This window comes from Streptococcus cristatus (assembly GCF_001588905.1).
GTDB classification, from domain to species: Bacteria; Bacillota; Bacilli; order Lactobacillales; family Streptococcaceae; genus Streptococcus; species Streptococcus cristatus_N.
Genome location: NZ_LAWH01000005.1, coordinates 1 through 20,380 on the forward strand (window position 1 = coordinate 1; position 20,380 = coordinate 20,380).

The 20,380-nt window shown below is 44.0% G+C and carries 21 protein-coding genes; all 21 read left to right on the forward strand.

The genetic code is table 11. The annotated features are described in order from the left end of the window. Positions 1–257: 257 nt before the first annotated feature. The 21 genes from A0765_RS00890 (at position 258) to A0765_RS00995 (ending at position 20,377) form a co-directional block, all read left to right on the forward strand. The gene (locus A0765_RS00890; protein ID WP_062004124.1) at positions 258–617 is read left to right on the forward strand and encodes a YbaN family protein; all 360 of its coding nucleotides are present in this window, start codon (positions 258–260) and stop codon (positions 615–617) included. Positions 618–762: 145 nt separating this feature from the next. Next, a complete protein-coding gene (gene rnc / locus A0765_RS00895) occupies positions 763–1,452 on the forward strand; it encodes a ribonuclease III (RefSeq protein WP_045501072.1) in 690 nt (229 codons plus the stop codon). Further along, the gene (gene smc / locus A0765_RS00900) at positions 1,452–4,988 is read left to right on the forward strand and encodes a chromosome segregation protein SMC (RefSeq protein ID WP_062004126.1); all 3,537 of its coding nucleotides are present in this window, start codon (positions 1,452–1,454) and stop codon (positions 4,986–4,988) included. Before rnc ends, smc begins: the two co-directional genes overlap by 1 nt. 1 nt (position 4,989) lies before the next feature. Further along, entirely contained in the window at positions 4,990–5,784 is a 795-nt protein-coding gene (locus tag A0765_RS00905; protein ID WP_062004128.1) for a Cof-type HAD-IIB family hydrolase, read from the forward strand. Next, a complete protein-coding gene (locus A0765_RS00910; protein WP_062004131.1) occupies positions 5,784–6,602 on the forward strand; it encodes a Cof-type HAD-IIB family hydrolase in 819 nt (272 codons plus the stop codon). The genes A0765_RS00905 and A0765_RS00910 overlap by 1 nt, the downstream gene beginning before the upstream one ends. 3 nt (positions 6,603–6,605) lie before the next feature. Next, a complete protein-coding gene (ftsY, locus tag A0765_RS00915; protein ID WP_062004133.1) occupies positions 6,606–8,102 on the forward strand; it encodes a signal recognition particle-docking protein FtsY in 1,497 nt (498 codons plus the stop codon). 144 nt (positions 8,103–8,246) lie between these two features. Continuing rightward, positions 8,247–8,876 carry a uracil phosphoribosyltransferase gene (gene upp, locus A0765_RS00920; RefSeq protein ID WP_015605186.1) on the forward strand — a complete coding sequence of 210 codons (630 nt, stop codon included), beginning with the start codon at positions 8,247–8,249 and terminating at the stop codon, positions 8,874–8,876. Positions 8,877–9,047: 171 nt separating this feature from the next. Then, entirely contained in the window at positions 9,048–9,638 is a 591-nt protein-coding gene (locus A0765_RS00925) for an ATP-dependent Clp protease proteolytic subunit (protein WP_015605185.1), read from the forward strand. 86 nt (positions 9,639–9,724) lie between these two features. Continuing rightward, a complete protein-coding gene (locus tag A0765_RS00930) occupies positions 9,725–9,994 on the forward strand; it encodes a DUF2129 domain-containing protein (protein ID WP_062004135.1) in 270 nt (89 codons plus the stop codon). A gap of 99 nt (positions 9,995–10,093) precedes the next feature. Next, positions 10,094–11,254 (forward strand): ABC transporter substrate-binding protein, encoded by a 1,161-nt coding sequence (locus tag A0765_RS00935; RefSeq protein ID WP_061911462.1) that lies wholly within the window; start codon positions 10,094–10,096, stop codon positions 11,252–11,254. Positions 11,255–11,393: 139 nt separating this feature from the next. Further along, complete coding sequence (locus tag A0765_RS00940) at positions 11,394–12,275, forward strand: branched-chain amino acid ABC transporter permease (RefSeq protein WP_062004137.1); 882 nt, start codon at positions 11,394–11,396, stop codon at positions 12,273–12,275. 3 nt (positions 12,276–12,278) lie between these two features. After that, positions 12,279–13,232, forward strand: coding sequence for a branched-chain amino acid ABC transporter permease (locus A0765_RS00945; protein ID WP_005589507.1), 954 nt, complete (start codon positions 12,279–12,281; stop codon positions 13,230–13,232). Further along, positions 13,232–13,996, forward strand: coding sequence for an ABC transporter ATP-binding protein (locus tag A0765_RS00950; protein WP_005589509.1), 765 nt, complete (start codon positions 13,232–13,234; stop codon positions 13,994–13,996). The genes A0765_RS00945 and A0765_RS00950 overlap by 1 nt, the downstream gene beginning before the upstream one ends. Next, positions 13,996–14,706 carry an ABC transporter ATP-binding protein gene (locus A0765_RS00955; protein ID WP_062004139.1) on the forward strand — a complete coding sequence of 237 codons (711 nt, stop codon included), beginning with the start codon at positions 13,996–13,998 and terminating at the stop codon, positions 14,704–14,706. The genes A0765_RS00950 and A0765_RS00955 overlap by 1 nt, the downstream gene beginning before the upstream one ends. 646 nt (positions 14,707–15,352) lie before the next feature. Then, complete coding sequence (locus tag A0765_RS00965; protein WP_062004143.1) at positions 15,353–16,195, forward strand: NAD(P)H-hydrate dehydratase; 843 nt, start codon at positions 15,353–15,355, stop codon at positions 16,193–16,195. A 221-nt stretch (positions 16,196–16,416) separates the two neighbouring features. Beyond that, on the forward strand, positions 16,417–16,641 hold the full coding sequence (locus A0765_RS00970; RefSeq protein ID WP_048765763.1) for a helix-turn-helix domain-containing protein: 225 nt from the start codon (positions 16,417–16,419) through the stop codon (positions 16,639–16,641). Positions 16,642–16,742: 101 nt separating this feature from the next. Further along, entirely contained in the window at positions 16,743–18,083 is a 1,341-nt protein-coding gene (gene xseA, locus A0765_RS00975; RefSeq protein WP_062004145.1) for an exodeoxyribonuclease VII large subunit, read from the forward strand. After that, entirely contained in the window at positions 18,061–18,273 is a 213-nt protein-coding gene (locus A0765_RS00980) for an exodeoxyribonuclease VII small subunit (RefSeq protein ID WP_005589516.1), read from the forward strand. Before xseA ends, A0765_RS00980 begins: the two co-directional genes overlap by 23 nt. Next, the gene (locus A0765_RS00985) at positions 18,270–19,145 is read left to right on the forward strand and encodes a polyprenyl synthetase family protein (protein ID WP_062004147.1); all 876 of its coding nucleotides are present in this window, start codon (positions 18,270–18,272) and stop codon (positions 19,143–19,145) included. Before A0765_RS00980 ends, A0765_RS00985 begins: the two co-directional genes overlap by 4 nt. Continuing rightward, positions 19,138–19,962 (forward strand): TlyA family RNA methyltransferase, encoded by an 825-nt coding sequence (locus A0765_RS00990; RefSeq protein ID WP_062004148.1) that lies wholly within the window; start codon positions 19,138–19,140, stop codon positions 19,960–19,962. Before A0765_RS00985 ends, A0765_RS00990 begins: the two co-directional genes overlap by 8 nt. Continuing rightward, positions 19,946–20,377 carry an arginine repressor gene (locus A0765_RS00995; RefSeq protein ID WP_062004150.1) on the forward strand — a complete coding sequence of 144 codons (432 nt, stop codon included), beginning with the start codon at positions 19,946–19,948 and terminating at the stop codon, positions 20,375–20,377. Before A0765_RS00990 ends, A0765_RS00995 begins: the two co-directional genes overlap by 17 nt. Positions 20,378–20,380 lie beyond the last annotated feature (3 nt).

Below are 20,380 nucleotides of genomic sequence, written 5' to 3' on the forward strand. Positions count from 1 at the left end.
GATTTCGTCGTCCCACCTCCGCACAGTTGAGTAGGGCTGTAAAAGCTGATGAAATCAGCGTAGTAGAGCCCACTCAACCACTGTGTCTTGCTCGACAATCCAAAGAAAATTGAGAGGCTAGGACTTTTGTCCCAGCCTCTTTTTTAAGATTGACAAGAATTATTTTTTATGGGAAACTAGTTTTATATTTTTTAGCTTGTTTTTTATACTAGAAAGGAAGCTAAAGATGATCATGAAAACGTACGTGAGGAAACTAAATGCGCTTGATTTATTTTGTGATTGCCTGTCTATCTTTGGCTTTAGGGGTACTGGGGATTTTTCTGCCCCTTCTTCCTACGACTCCTTTTTTACTTTTGTCTATTGCTTGCTTTTCGCGCAGTTCCAAACGGATTGAGAATTGGCTTTATCACACCAAGATATATCAGACCTATGTCGCAGATTTTCGGGAGACTGGCTCGATTGCCAAGGAGCGAAAGAAAAAGATTATCGTGTCCATCTATATCTTGATGGGAATTTCTATTGCGTTAGCTCCGATAATTTGGGTGAAAATTTTCTTGTTCGCCCTGACAATCTTTATTACCTATTATCTTTTCAAGGTCATCCCAGATAAGGAATAGACCGGGAAATACGCTAAGAAGGCAAGTAAACAAGTGCGTTGGCACTTGTTTTTTGGTATAATGGTAGATAGTTCACAAAGAACATCATTTTAGAAAGGATGGATTGGACTCATGCTCTGCCTTGGCTTAGCATGAAAAAGAAATTATGGAACAATTAAAAGATGCACTGCTGGAGCAGTTTGGGCTGGTGTTTGAAGACAGCAGTCTGCTAGAGACCGCTTTTACTCATACCAGCTATGCCAATGAGCACCGCCTCTTAAAAATTTCACACAATGAACGCCTGGAATTTTTAGGAGACGCTGTTCTGCAGCTGATTATTTCTGAGTATTTATATAAAAAATATCCCAAAAAACCAGAAGGAGATTTGTCAAAACTACGCTCCATGATTGTTCGGGAGGAGAGTTTGGCTGGCTTTGCACGGGACTGTCAGTTTGATCAGTTTATCAAGCTAGGTCGCGGTGAGGAAAAGTCAGGAGGCCGCAATCGGGATACCATTCTGGGTGACTTATTTGAGGCCTTTTTGGGTGCTCTCCTTTTGGATAAGGATGTGGAGACTGTCAAGGACTTTATTTATCAAGTCATGATTCCTAAGGTGGAAGCAGGTGACTTTGAGCAGGTGACTGACTATAAGACCAAGTTGCAGGAACTCCTGCAGGTTAATGGTGATGTGGAGATTGTCTATCAGGTTACAGATGAGACAGGGCCAGCCCATGCTAAGAACTTTGCTGTGGCTGTGTTAATCAATGGTCAGAAAGCGGGTCAGGGACAAGGCCGTTCTAAGAAACTGGCTGAGCAGGAAGCTGCCAAGGATGCATTTGAAAAGGAAAGTCACTAATGTTTTTAAAGGAAATTGAAATTCAGGGCTTCAAGTCATTTGCAGATAAGACCAAGGTGGTTTTTGACCAAGGTGTGACTGCTGTTGTTGGTCCCAATGGCTCAGGCAAGTCCAACATTACAGAGAGCCTGCGCTGGGCTCTGGGTGAGTCGAGTGTCAAGAGTCTGCGGGGTGGCAAGATGCCCGATGTCATTTTTGCAGGGACGGAGAACCGCAAGCCCCTCAACTATGCTTCGGTCGTTGTGGTTTTGGATAATCAGGATCAGTTTATCAAGCAAGCAGGCAAGGAAATCCGCGTCGAGCGCCATATCTATCGCAGTGGTGATAGCGAGTACAAGATTGACGGCAAAAAGGTCCGTCTGCGCGATGTCCATGACCTTTTCATGGATACAGGACTGGGACGGGATTCTTTCTCCATTATTTCCCAAGGAAAGGTCGAGGAAATCTTTAACAGTAAGCCAGAGGAGCGTCGGGCTATTTTTGAAGAAGCGGCCGGAGTGCTCAAATATAAGACCCGCCGCAAGGAAACGGAAAGCAAGCTGGCGCAGACTCAAGACAATCTTGATCGCTTGGAAGACATTATCTACGAGCTGGATAGTCAAGTCAAGCCACTGGAAAAGCAGGCTGAGACGGCCAAGCGCTTTTTAGAACTGGATAAAGAGCGTCAGGAGCTTTATCTGGATGTCTTGGTGGCTCAAATCAAGGCGAATAAAACTGATTTGACGGCGGCAGAAGCTGATTTGGAGAGTATCAAGCAGGAACTAGCGGCCTATTATACGAAACGGGATGAATTGGAGCGTGAAAACCAAGAGATTAAGGTTAAACGTCAGGAAGTGAATCAAAAACTGTCTGACGATCAGGCCAGTCTTTTGGAGTTGACGCGTTTGATCAGTGATTTGGAACGCCAGATAGACCTAGCTAAGCTGGAATCTAGTCAGGCGGCCAGCAGCCGTTTGGAAAATGAAGAACGCTTGGCTGGGTTGAGAGAAAAAAGCCAGCAGCTGACAGCTAATATTTCCTCCAAGGAAGCTCATCTGGCTGATTTAGTAGTCCAGTTGACAGAAAATCAAGAGGCTATGAGCCAGTTGGAAGCAGAATTGGCGGACTTTTCAGATGACCCAGACCAGTTGATCGAAAATCTGCGGGATCGTTACGTCAAGCTCATGCAAGAAGAAGCGGACTTGTCCAACGACTTGACCTCGCTAGAAAATCGTCTGGAGAATGAGCGGAGCCAAGCGGCCAGCAAACAGGCAGAGTTTAGCAAACTACAGGCTGATTTAAAAGCTGGTAGAGACGAAGAAGCGGCTCGACAAGCAGAATTGGAAGCGGCACAGGCTGCCCTCAGAGACTTGCTAGATCAGTATCAGCAGCAGGAGGAGCAGGTCGAGAAGTTGGCGACTGCTTATCAAAATGAGCAGACCAGTATGTTTGCCCTGCTGGATGATTTGAAAAATAAAAAAGCTCGTGCAGCCAGTTTAGAAGCTATCCTTAAAAATCACAGCAATTTTTATGCAGGTGTAAAAAGCGTTCTGCAGGAGGCTGATCGTCTGGGTGGTATTGTCGGGGCAGTCAGCGAGAAATTGAGCTTCGATCCTCATTACCAGACCGCTTTGGAAATTGCGCTGGGGGCAAGTAGTCAGCATATCATCGTTGAGGACGAGGGGGCAGCGACCAGAGCCATCGATTTTCTTAAGAAAAATCGGGCTGGTCGGGCCACTTTCTTACCTCTGACGACCATTAAGGCTCGCCAACTTCCTGAGCAAAATCGATCCAAAATTGAGGCCAGTCCAGGCTTCTTAGGTATAGCTTCAGAGCTTGTGACCTATGAGTCAGGTTTGGAGAATATTTTCCAAAATCTGCTGGGAACAACTGCTATCTTCGATACCATTGAACATGCGCGTGCAGCTGCCCGTCAGGTTCGTTACCAAGTCAGAATTGTAACGCTGGACGGCACGGAACTGCGCACAGGCGGCTCTTACGCTGGAGGAGCTAATCGCAATAATAACACAATCTTTATCAAGCCTGAATTGGACAGCCTGCTCGGAGAAATGGAGCAGCAGTCCCAGAAGCTGAAAGTTCAGGAGCAGCAAGTCGAAAGCTTGCAGTCTCAGCTATCAGAGGCTAAGCAAGTCTTGGAAGCCATCAAGTCTGAGGGTGAGCAAGCTCGCTTGACGGAGCAAAGAGTCAAGTTGGCCTACGAACAGATTGCGGAGCGGGTTGCAGAACTCAGCCAGCTGGAGAAACTGCAGGAGCAAGATTTGGCTAGCCAGACTGAAACAGCAGGCCTGGCTGAAAAGAAAAAAATGGAAGAGCGGCTGTCGGCTATTGAGGCTGCAAAAACGGCTATTACTGCAGAAATTGAGCAAGTCAAGTCGAATAAAAACGCTGTTCAGGATCGCTTCGATCAGCTATCGGCTAACTTGTCTGAACTGAAATTGAAGAGCACGGAGCTGACTTCTAGCCAGCGCTTTGAGAAGAATGATTTGTCGCGTTTGCTAGAGGAGAAGGCTGCCTTGGACAAGGAAGTTGCTACTTTGCAGCTTTTGATAGAGCAAAAGGAAGAAGCTGTCAGTCAAAAGGTGGATATTTCCGTCTTGGAAGAGCAACTTAAGACTGCCCAAGAGAAAAAGACAGACTTGGATCAGAACCTCATCCGACTCAAATTTGAGCTGGACGACTTAGAGGGGCAGTCTGAGGATATTCTAGGGTATTTAGACCAAGCACGTCAGCAAAATGAAAGTTTGATTCGCCGTCAGGCCAAGGCAGAGGCAGAAAAAGAGAAATTTTCAGATGTTTTGCGTCGTCTGCTGACCAATCTGACGGATAATTACCAGATCAGCTTTGAAGAGGCTGATCAAAGAGCGCGTTCTTTGGAAAATCTTGCAGCTGCGGAAGCTCAAGTCAAAGACTTAGAAAAGGCTATTCGTGCTTTGGGACCAGTCAATCTGGAAGCGGTAGAACAATTTGAAGAAGTCAGCAACCGACTGAATTTCCTCAATAGTCAGCGGGACGATGTCCTCTCGGCCAAAAATCTTCTCTTGGAAACCATTGAAGAGATGAATGACGAGGTCAAGGAACGTTTCCAAACAACCTTTGAAGCCATTCGTGAAAGCTTTAAGCTGACCTTTAGCCAGATGTTTGGCGGCGGTTCAGCAGACCTCATCTTGACAGAAGGCGACCTGTTGACAGCTGGGGTAGAGATTTCGGTTCAGCCTCCGGGCAAGAAAATCCAATCTCTCAATCTTATGAGTGGTGGAGAAAAAGCCCTGTCAGCCTTAGCCTTACTCTTCTCCATCATCCGTGTCAAGACCATACCGTTTGTTATCTTGGATGAAGTTGAGGCAGCTCTGGATGAGGCCAATGTTAAGCGCTTTGGAGATTATCTTAACCGCTTTGACAAAGAAAGCCAGTTTATCGTTGTGACCCACCGCAAGGGAACCATGTCTGCAGCAGACTCTATCTATGGAGTAACCATGCAGGAGTCAGGAGTTTCCAAGATTGTGTCGGTCAAGTTAAAAGATTTAGAAAGTTTATAGTATGAGCATAAAATTAGTAGCAACAGATATGGACGGTACTTTTTTAGATGACAAGGGCCAGTTTGATATGGAGCGGCTCAAGCATCTGCTGGCCCAGTTTCAAGAAAAGGGCATCTACTTTGCTGTTGCCAGTGGTCGAGGAATTCTTTCTCTTGAAAAGCTCTTTCATGAAGTTCGAGATGATATTATCTTTATCGCGGAGAATGGCAGCCTTGTAGAGTTCCAAGGAAAAGATCTATACGAAGCAACCATGCCAAGAGAATTTTATCTCAAGGTGTTTGACCAACTTAAGGAGTCGCCTTTTGTCAATATCAACGAATTGCTCCTGACAGGGAAAAAAGGCTGTTATGTCCTAGATACAGTAGATCCGACTTATCTCTCTTTCAGCGCTAATTATAATGAAAATATCCAAAAAGTTGCTGATTTTAGTGAGATTACAGACGAGATCTTTAAATTCACGACCAATTTCAACGAAGAAACAGTGGCCGATGGCGAAGCCTGGGTCAATGAGAATGTCGCTGGTGTCAAGGCGATGACAACGGGCTATAAGTCGATTGATATCGTGCTGGATTATGTGGATAAAGGTGTGGCTCTTGTCGAGCTGGCTAAGAAGTTAGGCCTAGAGATGGATCAGGTCATGGCTTTTGGTGATAACCTCAATGACCTGCATATGATGCAGGTGGTAGGACACCCGATTGCACCAGAAAATGCACGGCCGGAAATTTTGGCAGTTGCGAAAGAAGTGATTGGGCACCATGCGGCCCAATCTGTTATGACCTACATGGAGGGCTTGTAATGGCTGATATTAAATTGATTGCTTTGGACTTGGACGGGACGCTTTTAACCACGGATAAAAAGATTTCTGAAGGGAATCTGGCAGCGCTCAAAGCGGCTCAACAGCAGGGTGTCAAAGTTGTATTGACCACAGGGCGTCCGCTTAAGGCTATGGAATTTTTCCTGCATGAGCTGGGCACCGATGGTCAGGTAGATGAATACACCATTACCTTTAATGGTGGTCTGGTTCAGCGCAATACAGGCGAAATTTTGGATAAAACAGTTTTTGCCTACGATGATGTAGCTAGAATTTATGAAGAGACTGAGAAATTGGGTCTGCCTCTGGATGCGATTGATGGGGGCTTGGTTTATCAGATTCAATCAGACCAAGTATCGCTCTATGCGGAGTTTAATCCAGCTCTGAACTTTGAATCCATTGCTTTTGAAGACCTTTCTAGCCAAATTACCTACAATAAGTGCGTCACAGCCTTTGCTCAGGAACCGCTGGATGCAGCCATTCCTCATATTGCGCCCGAACTGTTTGACCAGTATGAGATTTTCAAATCACGGGAAATGCTGCTGGAATGGTCACCGAAAAATGTCCACAAGGCGACTGGTTTGGAGAAACTGATTGCCCACTTGGGAATTGATAAAAGCCAAGTTATGGCCTGCGGTGACGAAGCCAATGATCTGTCAATGATTGCTTGGGCTGGGCTAGGAGTTGCCATGCAAAATGCTGTGCCAGAAGTCAAGGAAGTCGCAGAAGTTGTCACTCCGATGACCAATGATGAAGATGCAGTTGCTTGGGCCATTCGGAAATATGTATTGAAGGAGAACTAAAGAATGGGATTATTTGACCGTCTTTTTGGACGTAAAAAAGAGGAACTTGAAGAAAAGCCCCAGATAGAGGAACAGGCAGAGGAGAGTTATCAGACTACAGAGATTGAAGTTCCATCTGAGACAGACTTCCAGCCCCTTGCTGCTTCTAATGAAGAAACAGCGGAAACTCAGGAAGTAGAATCTGTGTCAGAAGAGAAAATAGAGTCCTCAGATTCAGCAACTTCTGAGCAGGAATTTGCCTCAACTGCTCAACAAGCTGACTTATCTGAACCAGTGCTTGAAGATAAGGAAAGTTCTGAGCAAGTTTTGGCTGAGGCAGAAGAGCAGTCTGAAACTTCAGCAAATCAAGCTCTGGAAAGCAGTAGCGAATCAGAAGTAGCGACTGAAAGCAGAGATTATTACCAAGAATTGCAGGAGCGTTTGGCTGCAGCAAGAGAGCAAATCAACCACGAACCAGAGCAAGAAGTATCTAGTGAGCAGGAAGCCAGCACCTCCTCACAAGTAGATTCGACCGAGTATGGAGAAGAGGCAGAGGAAGAACAGACTCAAGTAGAAACAGCTGAATACCAAGAAGAGAGTGTCCAAGACAAGTATGACCGCAGTCTCAAAAAGACGCGGACTGGCTTTGGTGCTCGCCTTAATGCCTTCTTTGCTAATTTCCGCTCAGTTGACGAAGATTTCTTTGAAGACTTGGAAGAATTGCTGATTACTAGTGATGTCGGTGTGCAGGTAGCTTCCAATCTAACTGAAGATCTGCGCTATGAAGCTCGTCTGGAAAATGCTAAGAAACCAGAAGCCTTGCGCCAACTAATCATTGAAAAATTGGTCGATATCTATGAGAAAGATGGCCGCTTTAATGAAAAAATCAATTTCCAAAATGGTTTGACTGTCATGCTCTTTGTCGGTGTAAATGGAGTAGGGAAGACGACCTCAATCGGTAAATTGGCCTATAAATACAAGCAAGAAGGTAAAAAAGTGATGCTGGTGGCAGCAGATACCTTCCGAGCTGGAGCCGTTGCCCAGCTGGCTGAGTGGGGTCGCCGAGTCGATGTGCCTGTTGTGACTGGTCCAGAAAAGAGCGATCCAGCCAGTGTCGTGTTTGACGGTTTGGAAAGAGCCAAGGCTGAAAATGTTGATATTCTCATGATCGATACAGCTGGTCGCTTGCAAAATAAGGACAATCTCATGGCAGAGCTGGAAAAAATCGGTCGTATTATCAAGCGGGTAGATCCAGCAGCGCCACATGAAACTTTCTTGGCCTTGGATGCCTCCACTGGTCAAAATGCACTGGTTCAAGCCAAAGAATTTTCAAAAATTACGCCTGTGACAGGTATTGTCCTGACTAAGATTGACGGAACTGCGCGCGGTGGTGTTGTGCTTGCCATTCGTCAGGAACTGGATATTCCAGTGAAGCTGATTGGTTTTGGCGAGAAAATTGACGACATCGGCGAGTTTAATTCTGAGAACTTTATGAGAGGCCTCTTAGAAGGTTTGGTGTAATAGTCTATCAATAAAGCCTAAATTGAAATCAAACTCTTCTATCAAAAAGTAGTCAAAATAGATGAAAAGGTTTGCTTGTTGCAAGCCTTTTTTCTTCTTTTTTGATATAATAAGAAGAATAAAATGAAAGAAGGAAATCCAATCATGGGAAAACTTGAAGTTATCGCTCATCCACTCATTCAGCATAAATTGTCTATCTTGCGTCGCACAGATACTTCCACAAAAGCTTTTCGTGAATTAGTAGATGAAATCGCAATGCTGATGGGATACGAAGTTTTGCGCGATTTGCCACTTGAAGATGTAGAAATTGAAACACCGATTACGAAAACAGTTCAAAAGCAGATTGCAGGGAAGAAATTAGCGATCGTCCCAATCTTGCGGGCTGGTATCGGTATGGTGGATGGTCTCCTGAGCTTGGTTCCTGCCGCTAAAGTCGGCCATATCGGAATGTATCGTGATGAAGAAACCTTGAAGCCAGTTGAATATTTGGTAAAATTGCCAGAAGACATTGATCAACGTCAAATCTTTGTTGTCGATCCAATGTTGGCTACGGGTGGTTCTGCTATTTTGGCGGTGGATTCACTTAAAAAACGTGGCGCAAGCAACATCACCTTTGTCTGCTTAGTGTCTGCTCCAGAAGGTGTTAAAGCCTTGCAGGATGCTCACCCTGATGTAGATATCTTCACTGCTGCCCTTGATGATCACCTCAATGAACACGGCTACATCGTTCCAGGTCTCGGAGATGCTGGTGACCGCCTCTTTGGTACAAAATAATAGCTAGAAGTTGCAAAAAGGAAAGTTCTGCCAAACCGGTGGATTTATGCTTTCCAAACCAGAGATAATCTCAGCGCTGCTTTCTGTCATCGGACAGAGAAAGCAAATATTTGACCTTTTTTGACCAAAAAGATATAATAATGAATAGATCGAATGAAGGAGAAAATATTCATGATTCCTGTAGTTATTGAACAAACCAGCCGTGGTGAGCGTTCTTATGACATTTACTCACGCCTTTTAAAAGACCGTATTATCATGCTGACAGGTCCTGTTGAGGACAATATGGCTAATTCTGTTATTGCGCAATTGCTTTTCCTAGATGCACAAGACAGCACCAAGGATATCTATCTTTATGTTAATACTCCGGGTGGCTCTGTGTCAGCGGGATTGGCGATTGTGGATACCATGAACTTCATCAAGTCTGATGTGCAGACAATTGTCATGGGAATGGCAGCCAGCATGGGAACCATCATTGCATCTAGCGGAGCTAAAGGCAAACGTTTCATGCTTCCAAATGCAGAGTATATGATCCACCAACCAATGGGTGGTACTGGTGGCGGTACTCAGCAAACAGATATGGCCATTGCAGCAGAGCATTTGCTCAAGACTCGTAAGACCTTGGAGCAAATTCTTGCAGACAATTCTGGTAAATCGGTTGAGCAGATTCACGCAGATGCTGAACGTGATTACTGGATGAGCGCCCAAGAAACTCTAGAATATGGTTTCATCGATGAAATCATGGCTAATAATAATCTTAGCTAGTTTTCATTTATAACTACGAAAAATGCCCCATTTGTGGGCTTTTTTTGATATAATCAATAGAGTATAAATGACCAGAGAGGATTGTCATGTTTAAAAAAGAAGAACGAATGGGCTTAATTATTCATCTATACTATAATCGCGATGCAAAGAAGTTGGCTCATGTTGGAGATATTATTTATCATTCTAAGAAGCACCGTTATTTACAGCTTTATGTGGCAAAAGATCAGGCGGATTCTCTGAAGGAGAGCCTGTCAAAAGAGTCCTATATCAAAAAAATCCAGACCTGCGAGATCCAAAATCTGGATACGAATTTTGTTGGAAGCTTATTTAGAAACCAAGAAAACGCTATTATTTAAAAAAATGGCTTCTTTGGGTTGACAATTGTCAGATAATTCGGTATATTCTTACTATATCATTTGCAAACATAGCAAAAAACAAAATAGAGGAGATTATTCATGAAGAAAAAATTTGCACTTTCGCTTGTAGCTTTTGCTAGTGCTGCGCTTCTAGCAGCCTGTGGAGAAGTTTCTACAAACAACTCATCTGCTACTGGAACAGAAATCGGTAAAACACTTAAATTCGGTTTCAACTTTGAAGAAACTGGCGCTGTAGCGGCTTACGGTACTGCAGAACAACACGGTGCTCAACTTGCTGTTGATGAAATCAACGCAGCTGGTGGTGTAGATGGCAAGAAAATCGAAGTAACTGATAAAGATAACAAATCAGAAACTGCAGAAGCTGCAACTATTACTACAAGCTTGGTAACTCAAGATAAAGTTAATACAATCATTGGTCCTGCAACTTCAGGTGCCGTCGCTGCTGCAATCGCAAATGCTGGTAAAGCAGGCGTTCCTTTGGTAACACCAAGTGCTACACAAGATGATTTGACAAATAAACAAGATTATTTGTACCGTGCAACCTTTACTGATGGTTACCAAGGTAAAATAATTTCTAAATATGTAACTGATACTTTGAAAGCTAAAAAAGTTGTTCTCTACTATGATAATTCAAGCGATTATGCAAAAGGAATGGCAGAAGCTTTCAAGAAAGAATACAAGGGTGAAATCGTTGCGACAGAAACTTTCGCTTCTGGTGACTCAGACTTCCAAGCTGCTTTGACAAAAATCAAAGGTAAAGACTTTGATGCACTGATTGTGCCAGGTTATTACACAGAAGCTGGTAAATTGGTGAACCAAGCGCGTGGTTTGGGAATCAACCAAACAATCGTTGGACCTGATGGATTTAGCGATGCCAAGTTTGTTGAGCAAGCAACTCCAGCAGCGGCAACTAATGTTTATTATGTATCTGGTTTCTCAACTTCAGGTGACATGACAGATAAAGCGAAGAAATTCGTTGCAGCTTACAAAGCTAAATATAACGAAGAACCTTCAATGTTTGCAGCCCTTTCATATGACGCAGTTTATATGGCAGCAGAAGCATCTAAGGGTGCAAAAACATCTGTAGATATTAAAGATAACCTTGCTAAGTTAAAAGACTTTGAAGGAGTTACTGGATCTATTACCATCGATAAAGATCACAATCCTGTGAAGACAGCCTTGATGATTGGTTTGAAAGATGGTAAAGTAGAAACTGTTGAAACAGTTAAACCTGAATAAAGGGTCTGAGGCTGGGGATAAACCCAGTCTTTGACTTGTTTCTTACTTGCTTATGATGTTTGAGTAGAGACGGCAAGACAAGGCTTCGTCTGAGATTGTTGTTTCTGCTCTTATTTTATATTAGAAAGAGTGGTGTGGAATGCTCGAACAATTTCTTCAGCAATTGGCTAATGGATTGATTTTGGGGAGTGTTTATGCGCTTCTGGCCTTGGGTTATACCATGGTTTATGGAATTATCAAACTGATCAATTTCGCGCATGGAGACATTTATATGATTGGTGCTTTTATGGGATATTACCTGATTAACGCCCTTCACCTAAACTTCTTTGTAGCCCTTATTTTATCTATGGTTGGTACAGCAATCCTCGGTGTAGTGATTGAATTCTTAGCCTATCGTCCGCTGCGCAATTCGACACGGATTGCAGCTTTGATCACAGCAATTGGGGTTTCTTTCCTTTTGGAGTACGGGATGGTCTTCTTTGTAGGTGCCAATACTCGCTCCTTCCCTCAAGTGATTAAAACAGTGCGTTATACGCTTGGGCCAATTTCGATTTCCAATATTCAACTAATGATTTTGGGAATTTCTATTTTACTCATGGTTGGTTTGCAGTTTATTGTGCAAAAGACGAAAATGGGTAAAGCCATGCGGGCTGTTTCCGTGGATAGTGATGCTGCTCAGCTGATGGGTATTAATGTCAATCGTACGATCAGCTTTACTTTTGCCTTGGGTTCAGCCTTGGCAGGAGCAGCAGGGGTGCTGATTGCTCTTTACTACAACTCACTTGAACCACTGATGGGAATGACACCAGGTATCAAGTCCTTCGTTGCGGCAGTTTTGGGAGGAATTGGTATCATCCCTGGGGCAGCTTTGGGTGGTTTTGTAATCGGTCTCTTGGAAACTTTTGCAACAGCAGTTGGACTGTCAGATTTCCGTGATGCGATTGTATATGCGATCTTGATTATCATTCTATTGGTTCGCCCAGCTGGTATTCTAGGTAAAAATGTGAAAGAGAAGGTGTAATGTATGAAAAATAATTTAAAAGTAAATGCGTTATGGCTTGCTCTGATCCTCTTTGGCTATCTATTGATGACAGTGCTTGCTAGCACAGGTATTCTCAATCCTTTCTATCTGCAAATCTTTGAGCAGATTGGGATTAATATTATCTTGGCTGTTGGCCTCAATCTTATCGTTGGTTTTTCTGGGCAATTCTCGCTTGGGCATGCTGGCTTTATGGCCATTGGTGCCTATGCAGTAGCTATCATGGGCTCTAAATCTCCAAACTATGGCACTTTCTTTATTGCTATGTTGGTTGGCGCTGTGATTGCAGGTGCAGTAGCTCTGCTTGTTGGTATTCCGACCCTGCGCTTAAAGGGAGACTATTTGGCAATTGCGACGCTGGGTGTTTCTGAAATTATCCGGATTTTGATTGTCAATGGAGGCGATCTAACTAATGGTGCGGCAGGTATCCTATCCATTCCTAACTTTACCTCTTGGCAGTTGGTTTATGTCTTTGTCGTAATTACAACTATTTTGACTCTTAACTTCCTCCGCAGTCCTATCGGACGTAGCACCTTGTCTGTTCGCGAGGACGAGATTGCGGCAGAGTCTGTTGGTGTCAATACAACAAAAATTAAAGTTATTGCTTTCGTTTTTGGGGCTATTACAGCTTCTATTGCAGGTTCTTTGCAGGCTGGATTTGTCGGTTCTGTTGTACCAAAAGACTATTCCTTTATCAATACAATCAATGTCCTGATTATCGTTGTTTTTGGTGGTCTTGGATCAATGACTGGAGCAATCGTTGCGGCAGTAGTATTGGGTATCCTCAATATGCTTTTACAAGATATCTCAAGCGTTCGGATGATTGTTTATTCGCTTGCCCTAATCTTGGTGATGATTTTCCGTCCAGGCGGCTTGCTTGGTACTTGGGAATTTAGCTTGGCTAAGCTCTTTAAAAAGAATAAGGAGGTCAAAGAATAATGGCACTTCTTGATGTAAAAAAATTAACCAAAAATTTTGGAGGACTAACAGCTGTTAGTGACGTAACTCTGGAATTGAACGAAGGGGAACTGGTCGGTCTTATCGGGCCTAACGGTGCTGGAAAGACAACTCTTTTCAACCTTTTGACGGGTGTTTATGAACCGAGTGAGGGAACAGTTACTTTGGATGGTCATTTGCTGAATGGTAAAACACCTTACAAGATTGCAACACTGGGTCTCAGCCGGACTTTCCAAAATATCCGTCTTTTTAAAGATTTAACTGTTTTGGATAATGTACTGATTGCTTTCGGTAATCACCATAAACCTCATGTGCTGGCTTCTTTCTTCCGCCTTCCAGCATTTTATAAAAATGAAGAGGAATTGAAAGCAAAAGCTCTGGAATTGCTGGCTATCTTTGACTTGGATAAGGAAGCAGAAACCTTGGCTAAAAATTTGGCTTATGGTCAACAGCGTCGTCTAGAGATTGTCCGAGCGCTTGCCACAGAGCCAAAGATTCTCTTCTTGGATGAGCCAGCTGCTGGGATGAATCCACAGGAAACAGCTGAGCTGACTGCCCTGATCCGTCGGATTAAAAATGAATTTAACATTACTATCATGCTGATTGAGCATGATATGAGTCTGGTTATGGAAGTAACTGAGCGCATCTACGTACTAGAGTACGGTCGCTTGATTGCCCACGGCACACCAGATGAGATTAAGAATGACAAACGCGTTATTGAAGCTTATCTAGGAGGTGAAGCCTAATGTCCATGCTCAAAGTTGAAAATCTATCTGTCCACTATGGCATGATTCAGGCTGTCCGTGATGTCAGCTTTGAAGTCAACGAAGGAGAAGTCGTTTCTCTGATTGGTGCCAATGGCGCTGGAAAAACGACCATTCTCCGCACGATTTCAGGCTTGGTTCGTCCAAGTGCTGGTAAAATTGAATTTGTAGGCAATGAAATTCAAAAAGTTCCTGCTCAAAAAATCGTAGCAGCTGGACTTTCGCAAGTACCAGAAGGCCGTCATGTCTTTCCGGGTCTGACCGTTTTGGAAAATTTGGAAATGGGTGCCTTTCTCAAAACAAACCGAGAAGAAAATCAAGCCAATCTCAAAAAGGTCTTTTCTCGTTTCCCACGCTTGGAAGAGCGTAAAAACCAAGATGCTGCAACCCTTTCAGGTGGTGAGCAGCAGATGTTGGCTATGGGTCGAGCGCTCATGTCTACTCCTAAGCTCTTGCTCTTGGATGAGCCATCAATGGGGCTGGCGCCGATTTTCATTCAAGAAATCTTTGATATCATTCAAGATATCCAAAAGCAGGGGACAACTGTGCTTTTGATTGAGCAAAATGCCAATAAAGCACTGTCTATCGCAGACCGTGGTTATGTTCTTGAAACTGGAAAAATCGTTCTGTCCGGAACAGGCCAAGAACTTTTGACTTCCGACGAAGTCCGCAAAGCATATCTAGGTGGCTAAAAATGTCTGGGGGACATTTTTAGGTTGTTGATAGAAAGTTACGGTAGTAACTTAACATTTTGAAAAGGTCCAGTGGACCTTTTTTGTTTTCAAGATAAATTTGTTTATTTGAATGAACCGATAGCTGTTTTTGCTTACAACCAAAGAGTTGCATTGGCAACTGTACGTTTTTTAAAATTCGCTGGGGCTTTTTAGATGAGACTAGAGTTTCGTGGTATAGTTTTCTTTGATGAAAGCCTACATATTTTAGGTACTGTGGTAGTAAGCGATGTAATAGTTTCAAACGGCCTGTTCTCTGCATCGGTTTCTTCATTTTAAGTATCGAGCGAAAATATGGTAAAATATGGGAGAAGAAAAATTGCTCGGGTCGAAATAAAGATTGGAAATTTCGGAAAAATTGTCAAAGTATAGAATATGCTTATTGGCGATAACTGGTGAGATGGAGAGTCATTTTAGCTTTTGATTTTGAAGTGACAAAAGATAATGCTTTTTGTTCGGTTCGGCACCTTTCTCTTATGCAACTAGAATTTAATAAAGATATGCGCTTATCAGGAATAGAAAATAGCAGTCGAATTTCTTTGCCTGATGTGCTTGGGCGGCTAATATTGGTTTTTGAAAACATTTAAATAATTATAGAGGATAAAAGATGAAACTAGTCAGTGACAGGCTTTTGAAAAAGGTTATTATAAATCGATCGCCAGACAGCCATAAAGGCGACTATGGTCGCCTGCTCTTGATTGGCGGGACCTATCCCTATGGTGGAGCTATTATCATGGCTGCCTTGGCCACAGTAAGGAGCGGAGCTGGTTTGGTGACTGTTGCAACTGAACGGGAAAATATTCCTGCCCTCCATGCCCATTTGCCAGAGGCTATGGCCTTTGATTTGTGGGAGCAAGAGCGACTGATGGATCAGATCCGCAAGGCTACTGTTATTTTAATCGGACCGGGTTTGGCTGAAAAATCTTTAGAGAAATCGGTGCTGCAGTTGGTTTTACAGCTTGTAAACAAGCAACAAATCTTGATTATGGATGGGGGCGCTATCTCGCTTTTTGCCAAGCAAGCTCTGCCTTTTCCAAAGTCCCAGACAATTTTTACCCCTCACCAGAAAGAATGGGAAAGTTTGTCTGGCTTGCCCATCGAGTCGCAGGACGAAAAATCTAGCCAAAAGGCTGTTGACCAATTTCCTAAGGGAACTCTAGTTGTACAGAAAAGGAATGGAACGCGAGTTTTTCAGAGTGGGGAAAAGGATATTTATCAGCTGCAGGTTGGTGGTCCCTATCAAGCCACTGGCGGTATGGGAGATACCTTGGCAGGGATGATTGCTGGCTTTGCAGGTCAATTTCAGCAGGCTTCACTTCTTGAAAGAGTAACAGCTGCGACCTACTTGCATTCAGCCATAGCGGATGAATTAGCCAAAGAGGTTTATGTGGTATTACCGACAGAATTGAGTCGACAAATTCCAACTTGGATGAAAAATTTTAGTCAATAAATTTTGGGAGGCTTGGAAAAATCCGAGTCTCTTTTTGTGGATTAGGAAATTTTGTCTTAGTTAGGAAAAGTCTAAGATTCATGAACTTTCTCACATAATTACTTTTTTAATTTATAGAAAAAAGTTAATACGATAGAAAACTTTTTTGTGCTATAATAAAAATAAAGTATGAGAGTTAAAAGTATAAAAACTAGTAGAAAAGGATAAGTGCGGAAAGTGCCATGTCAGAGCTAAAAATAGCAATTGGGAAAAAAATTCGAGAACTGCGGGAACAACGTAAAATGACAAGGGAATTGCTGTGTGAGGATGAGACTCGTTTGACAGTCAGACAGCTGGCTCGTATTGAGGCAGGCGATTCGATTCCTAGTTTACTAACCTTAGAATTCATTGCCCAACAGTTGCATATCGAAATGTATCAAATTATCAAGGAAAGTACAAAATCTTAGTGATTTTTATCCTGAAAATTGGGAACTTGGAAGCACCGCCTTCTTCCATTTTTTGGTATAATAAAGGTTACGCAAATACTAGAAAATAGAAAGGGAGCGACATGCCAGATTATTTATCGGTTTCGACTTTGACCCGTTATTTGAAGATGAAGTTTGACCGAGATCCTTATTTGGAACGGGTTTATCTGACAGGTCAGGTCTCCAATTTTCGCAAGCGCCCCAATCACCAGTATTTTTCCCTCAAGGATGAGAAGGCAGTGATTCAGGCGACTATTTGGTCAGGTGTCTATAAAAAGCTTGGTTTTGAACTAGAAGAGGGCATGAAGGTCAATGTCATTGGCCGTGTTCAGCTCTATGAACCAAGTGGTTCCTATTCGATTGTCATTGAAAAGGCTGAGCCAGACGGTATTGGCGCCCTAGCTCTTCAGTTCGAGCAGCTCAAGAAAAAACTGGGAGAAGAAGGTCTTTTCCAAGATAAGTTTAAACAAGCCCTGCCTCAGTTTCCTAAGAAGATTGGGGTGGTGACCAGTCCTAGTGGAGCTGTCATCCGAGATATCATCACGACAGTCAGTCGCCGTTTTCCTGGCGTGGACATCCTGCTTTATCCGACCAAGGTTCAGGGCGAAGGAGCTGCCGCAGAGGTAGCGACTAATATCCGTCGAGCCAATGAGCGAGAAGACTTGGATGTATTGATTATTGGCCGAGGTGGCGGGTCCATCGAGGATCTTTGGGCTTTTAATGAGGAAATCGTCGTACGAGCTATATTTGAGTCTCAGATTCCGATCATTTCCAGTGTGGGGCATGAAACGGACACGACTCTGGCTGACTTTGTGGCAGATCGACGTGCGGCAACCCCCACAGCAGCAGCAGAATTGGCGACACCAGTCACCAAGCTGGATCTTCTGGGGCATTTGAATCAGCAGCAAAATCGTCTGTCCAATGCGGCCTCCAACCGTCTTTCCTACCAGCGAGAACGCTTGCGCAAGCTGGCTTCTTCTGTTATTTTTCGGCAGCCAGAGCGACTTTATGATGGCTATCTGCAAAAGCTAGACCAGCTTAATCTACGATTAAAGCAAAAAATTCGCGAATATTATAGTGAAGAAGTCCAGCAGGTCAATATTCTCCAACATCGCTTGGAATCTCTGTCACCTCTGCAGCAGGTGCAGCGCTATCAGGAGCAGGTGCACCAGCAGGAGCGCTTGTTGCGTAGCAATATGGCGGTGATCTATGACCATAAGGTGGCTGAAGCCAAGCGGCTGTCAGATGCGCTACTCATGCTGGATACCAGTCGCATTGTGGCGCGGGGCTATGCTATTATCCAAAAAAATGAAACAGTAATCGAGTCCAGTCAGGATATCAAGAAGAAGGACCAGCTGACCATTCTCATGCGGGATGGTCAGGTCCAAGTTGAGGTAAAAGATGTCAAAAGACAAGAAATTTGAAGAAAACTTAGCTGATTTGGAAGCTATTGTCCAGAAGCTAGAAAATGGAGATGTGGCCTTGGAAGAGGCCATCGCTGAATTCCAGAAGGGCATGCAGCTGTCTAAAGACTTGCAAAAGACGCTAGATCAGGCAGAAAAGACCTTGGTCAAGGTCATGCAGGCGGATGGCACGGAAACGGATATGGAATGACAAGAGAGTTTAAAATCAGGCAAATTGGCCTGACGATTCAAGAATTTTATCAGAGCAAGGAAGTGTCAGCGGATTTGACTGAGACCATTCTCTATTCTATCGAGGCTGGTGGCAAGCGGATCCGCCCTCTCTTGCTTTTGGAGTTGCTGGAGGGATTTGGTCTAGAACTGACTCCTGCTCATTTTCAGGTGGCGGCGGCTCTGGAGATGATTCATACTGGCAGCCTGATCCATGATGATTTGCCAGCTATGGATAATGATGACTACCGCCGAGGCCGTCTGACCAGCCACAAGAAATTTGGGGAGGATATGGCCATTTTGGCGGGAGATTCTCTCTTTTTGGATCCTTATGGTTTAGTGGCAATGGCAGAGCTCCCTAGTCAGGTCAAGGTGGATCTGATAGCAGAGCTGTCTTTGGCGGCTGGATCCTATGGTATGGTAGCTGGGCAGGTTCTGGATATGCAGGGAGAAGGCCGCAAGTTGACCATGGACCAGCTCCAGACCATCCATGCCAATAAGACAGGTAAGCTCTTGGCCTATCCTTTTGTAGCAGCGGGGATCATAGCTCAGACTAGTCAATCAGTCCTAGGGAAGCTTCGTCAGGCGGGAGAGCTCTTGGGTTTGGCTTTTCAAGTACGGGATGATATTTTAGATGTGACGGCTAGTTTTGAGCAGATCGGTAAGACACCGCAGAAGGATCTGGCGGCTGAGAAATCAACCTATCCAGCTTTACTAGGTTTGGATGGAGCCAGAGACTTTTTCGATGAAACGCTGGAACAAGCAAAAAGCCTGCTGGAGCAACTAGACAAAGAAAGTGATTTTTCAGCGGAAGAAATTCAAAAAATAATAGAAAGTTTGAGACTGGATGGCTAAGGAAAGAGTGGATGTACTGGCCTATCGACAAGGCCTCTTTGAGACCCGAGAGCAGGCCAAGCGTGGAGTGATGGCTGGTCTGGTCGTGTCACTTGCGAATGGAGAGCGCTTTGATAAGCCGGGTGAAAAAATCGATGATGCAACAGAGCTCAAACTCAAGGGAGAAAAGCTCAAGTATGTCAGTCGGGGCGGCCTAAAATTAGAAAAGGCCTTGCAAGTCTTTGGCCTTTCGGTGGCAGACCGAGTGGCCTTGGATATCGGAGCTTCAACTGGAGGATTTACCGATGTCATGTTGCAGGCGGGAGCACGACTGGTCTACGCTGTTGATGTCGGAACCAACCAGTTAGCCTGGAAACTTCGCCAAGATGAACGGGTTATCAGCATGGAGCAGTTCAATTTTCGTTATGCGGAGCCAGCTGATTTTGACTTTCGGCCCAGCTTTGCCAGCATTGATGTCAGCTTTATCTCGCTCAGCCTGATTTTGCCGGCCCTCTATCAGATTTTAGAGGAGGGAGGTCAGGTCGTGGCCTTGATCAAGCCTCAGTTCGAGGCTGGCCGCGAGCAGATTGGCAAGAAGGGGATTATCAAGGACAAGAAAGTTCATTTGGCGGTGCTGGAAACCGTGACAGCCTTTATGGTAGAAGCAGGTTTTTCAGTCAAAGGTTTAGATTTTTCTCCGATTCAGGGTGGGCATGGCAATGTTGAATTTTTAGCCTTTCTGGAGAAAAACGAGCAGCCGAAAAATGAGCTGGAGCAAGACTTAGTTGCTGTCGTAGAGGCAGCCCACAGGGAATTTAAAGATGAAGAAGAAGGATAGATTAGAGAAAATCAGACGATTTGTCAGCGAGTTTGAGATTGGCACCCAAGAGGAAATTGTAGAACATCTCAGGGAGTCTGGTATTACAGCGACACAGGCAACGGTTTCACGAGACATCAAGGAGCTAGGGATTGTCAAAATCCCTTTTAAAGATAACACCTATATTTATGAGCTTCCTAAAACAGCTGGAAATAGTCTGAAGTTGGCTGAAAATAATATTTTGGCCTGTCAAAATCTAGGAAATATGCTCAATCTTAACCTAATACCAGGAAGTGCGGCGGTAGTCAAGCGTCATCTGAGTAAAGAATTTGCTGAGGAAATTTTCAGCATCATTGCGGATAACGACAGTATCCTAATCGTTGCAGTAAGTGAAAGTGCAGCCCAAAAAGTCACGGCTGAAATCAATAATTGGTAGGAA

Coding starts and splice junctions, on each gene's coding strand:
- A0765_RS00955 (WP_062004139.1), top strand. CDS start 13,996: ATGTCCATGCTCAAAGTTGAAAATCTATCTGTCCACTATGGCATGATT.
- upp (WP_015605186.1), top strand. CDS start 8,247: ATGGGAAAACTTGAAGTTATCGCTCATCCACTCATTCAGCATAAATTG.
- smc (WP_062004126.1), top strand. CDS start 1,452: ATGTTTTTAAAGGAAATTGAAATTCAGGGCTTCAAGTCATTTGCAGAT.
- xseA (WP_062004145.1), top strand. CDS start 16,743: ATGCCAGATTATTTATCGGTTTCGACTTTGACCCGTTATTTGAAGATG.
- A0765_RS00980 (WP_005589516.1), top strand. CDS start 18,061: ATGTCAAAAGACAAGAAATTTGAAGAAAACTTAGCTGATTTGGAAGCT.
- A0765_RS00930 (WP_062004135.1), top strand. CDS start 9,725: ATGTTTAAAAAAGAAGAACGAATGGGCTTAATTATTCATCTATACTAT.
- rnc (WP_045501072.1), top strand. CDS start 763: ATGGAACAATTAAAAGATGCACTGCTGGAGCAGTTTGGGCTGGTGTTT.
- A0765_RS00910 (WP_062004131.1), top strand. CDS start 5,784: ATGGCTGATATTAAATTGATTGCTTTGGACTTGGACGGGACGCTTTTA.
- A0765_RS00940 (WP_062004137.1), top strand. CDS start 11,394: ATGCTCGAACAATTTCTTCAGCAATTGGCTAATGGATTGATTTTGGGG.
- A0765_RS00995 (WP_062004150.1), top strand. CDS start 19,946: ATGAAGAAGAAGGATAGATTAGAGAAAATCAGACGATTTGTCAGCGAG.
- A0765_RS00945 (WP_005589507.1), top strand. CDS start 12,279: ATGAAAAATAATTTAAAAGTAAATGCGTTATGGCTTGCTCTGATCCTC.
- A0765_RS00905 (WP_062004128.1), top strand. CDS start 4,990: ATGAGCATAAAATTAGTAGCAACAGATATGGACGGTACTTTTTTAGAT.
- ftsY (WP_062004133.1), top strand. CDS start 6,606: ATGGGATTATTTGACCGTCTTTTTGGACGTAAAAAAGAGGAACTTGAA.
- A0765_RS00970 (WP_048765763.1), top strand. CDS start 16,417: ATGTCAGAGCTAAAAATAGCAATTGGGAAAAAAATTCGAGAACTGCGG.
- A0765_RS00935 (WP_061911462.1), top strand. CDS start 10,094: ATGAAGAAAAAATTTGCACTTTCGCTTGTAGCTTTTGCTAGTGCTGCG.
- A0765_RS00965 (WP_062004143.1), top strand. CDS start 15,353: ATGAAACTAGTCAGTGACAGGCTTTTGAAAAAGGTTATTATAAATCGA.
- A0765_RS00990 (WP_062004148.1), top strand. CDS start 19,138: ATGGCTAAGGAAAGAGTGGATGTACTGGCCTATCGACAAGGCCTCTTT.
- A0765_RS00985 (WP_062004147.1), top strand. CDS start 18,270: ATGACAAGAGAGTTTAAAATCAGGCAAATTGGCCTGACGATTCAAGAA.
- A0765_RS00925 (WP_015605185.1), top strand. CDS start 9,048: ATGATTCCTGTAGTTATTGAACAAACCAGCCGTGGTGAGCGTTCTTAT.
- A0765_RS00890 (WP_062004124.1), top strand. CDS start 258: ATGCGCTTGATTTATTTTGTGATTGCCTGTCTATCTTTGGCTTTAGGG.
- A0765_RS00950 (WP_005589509.1), top strand. CDS start 13,232: ATGGCACTTCTTGATGTAAAAAAATTAACCAAAAATTTTGGAGGACTA.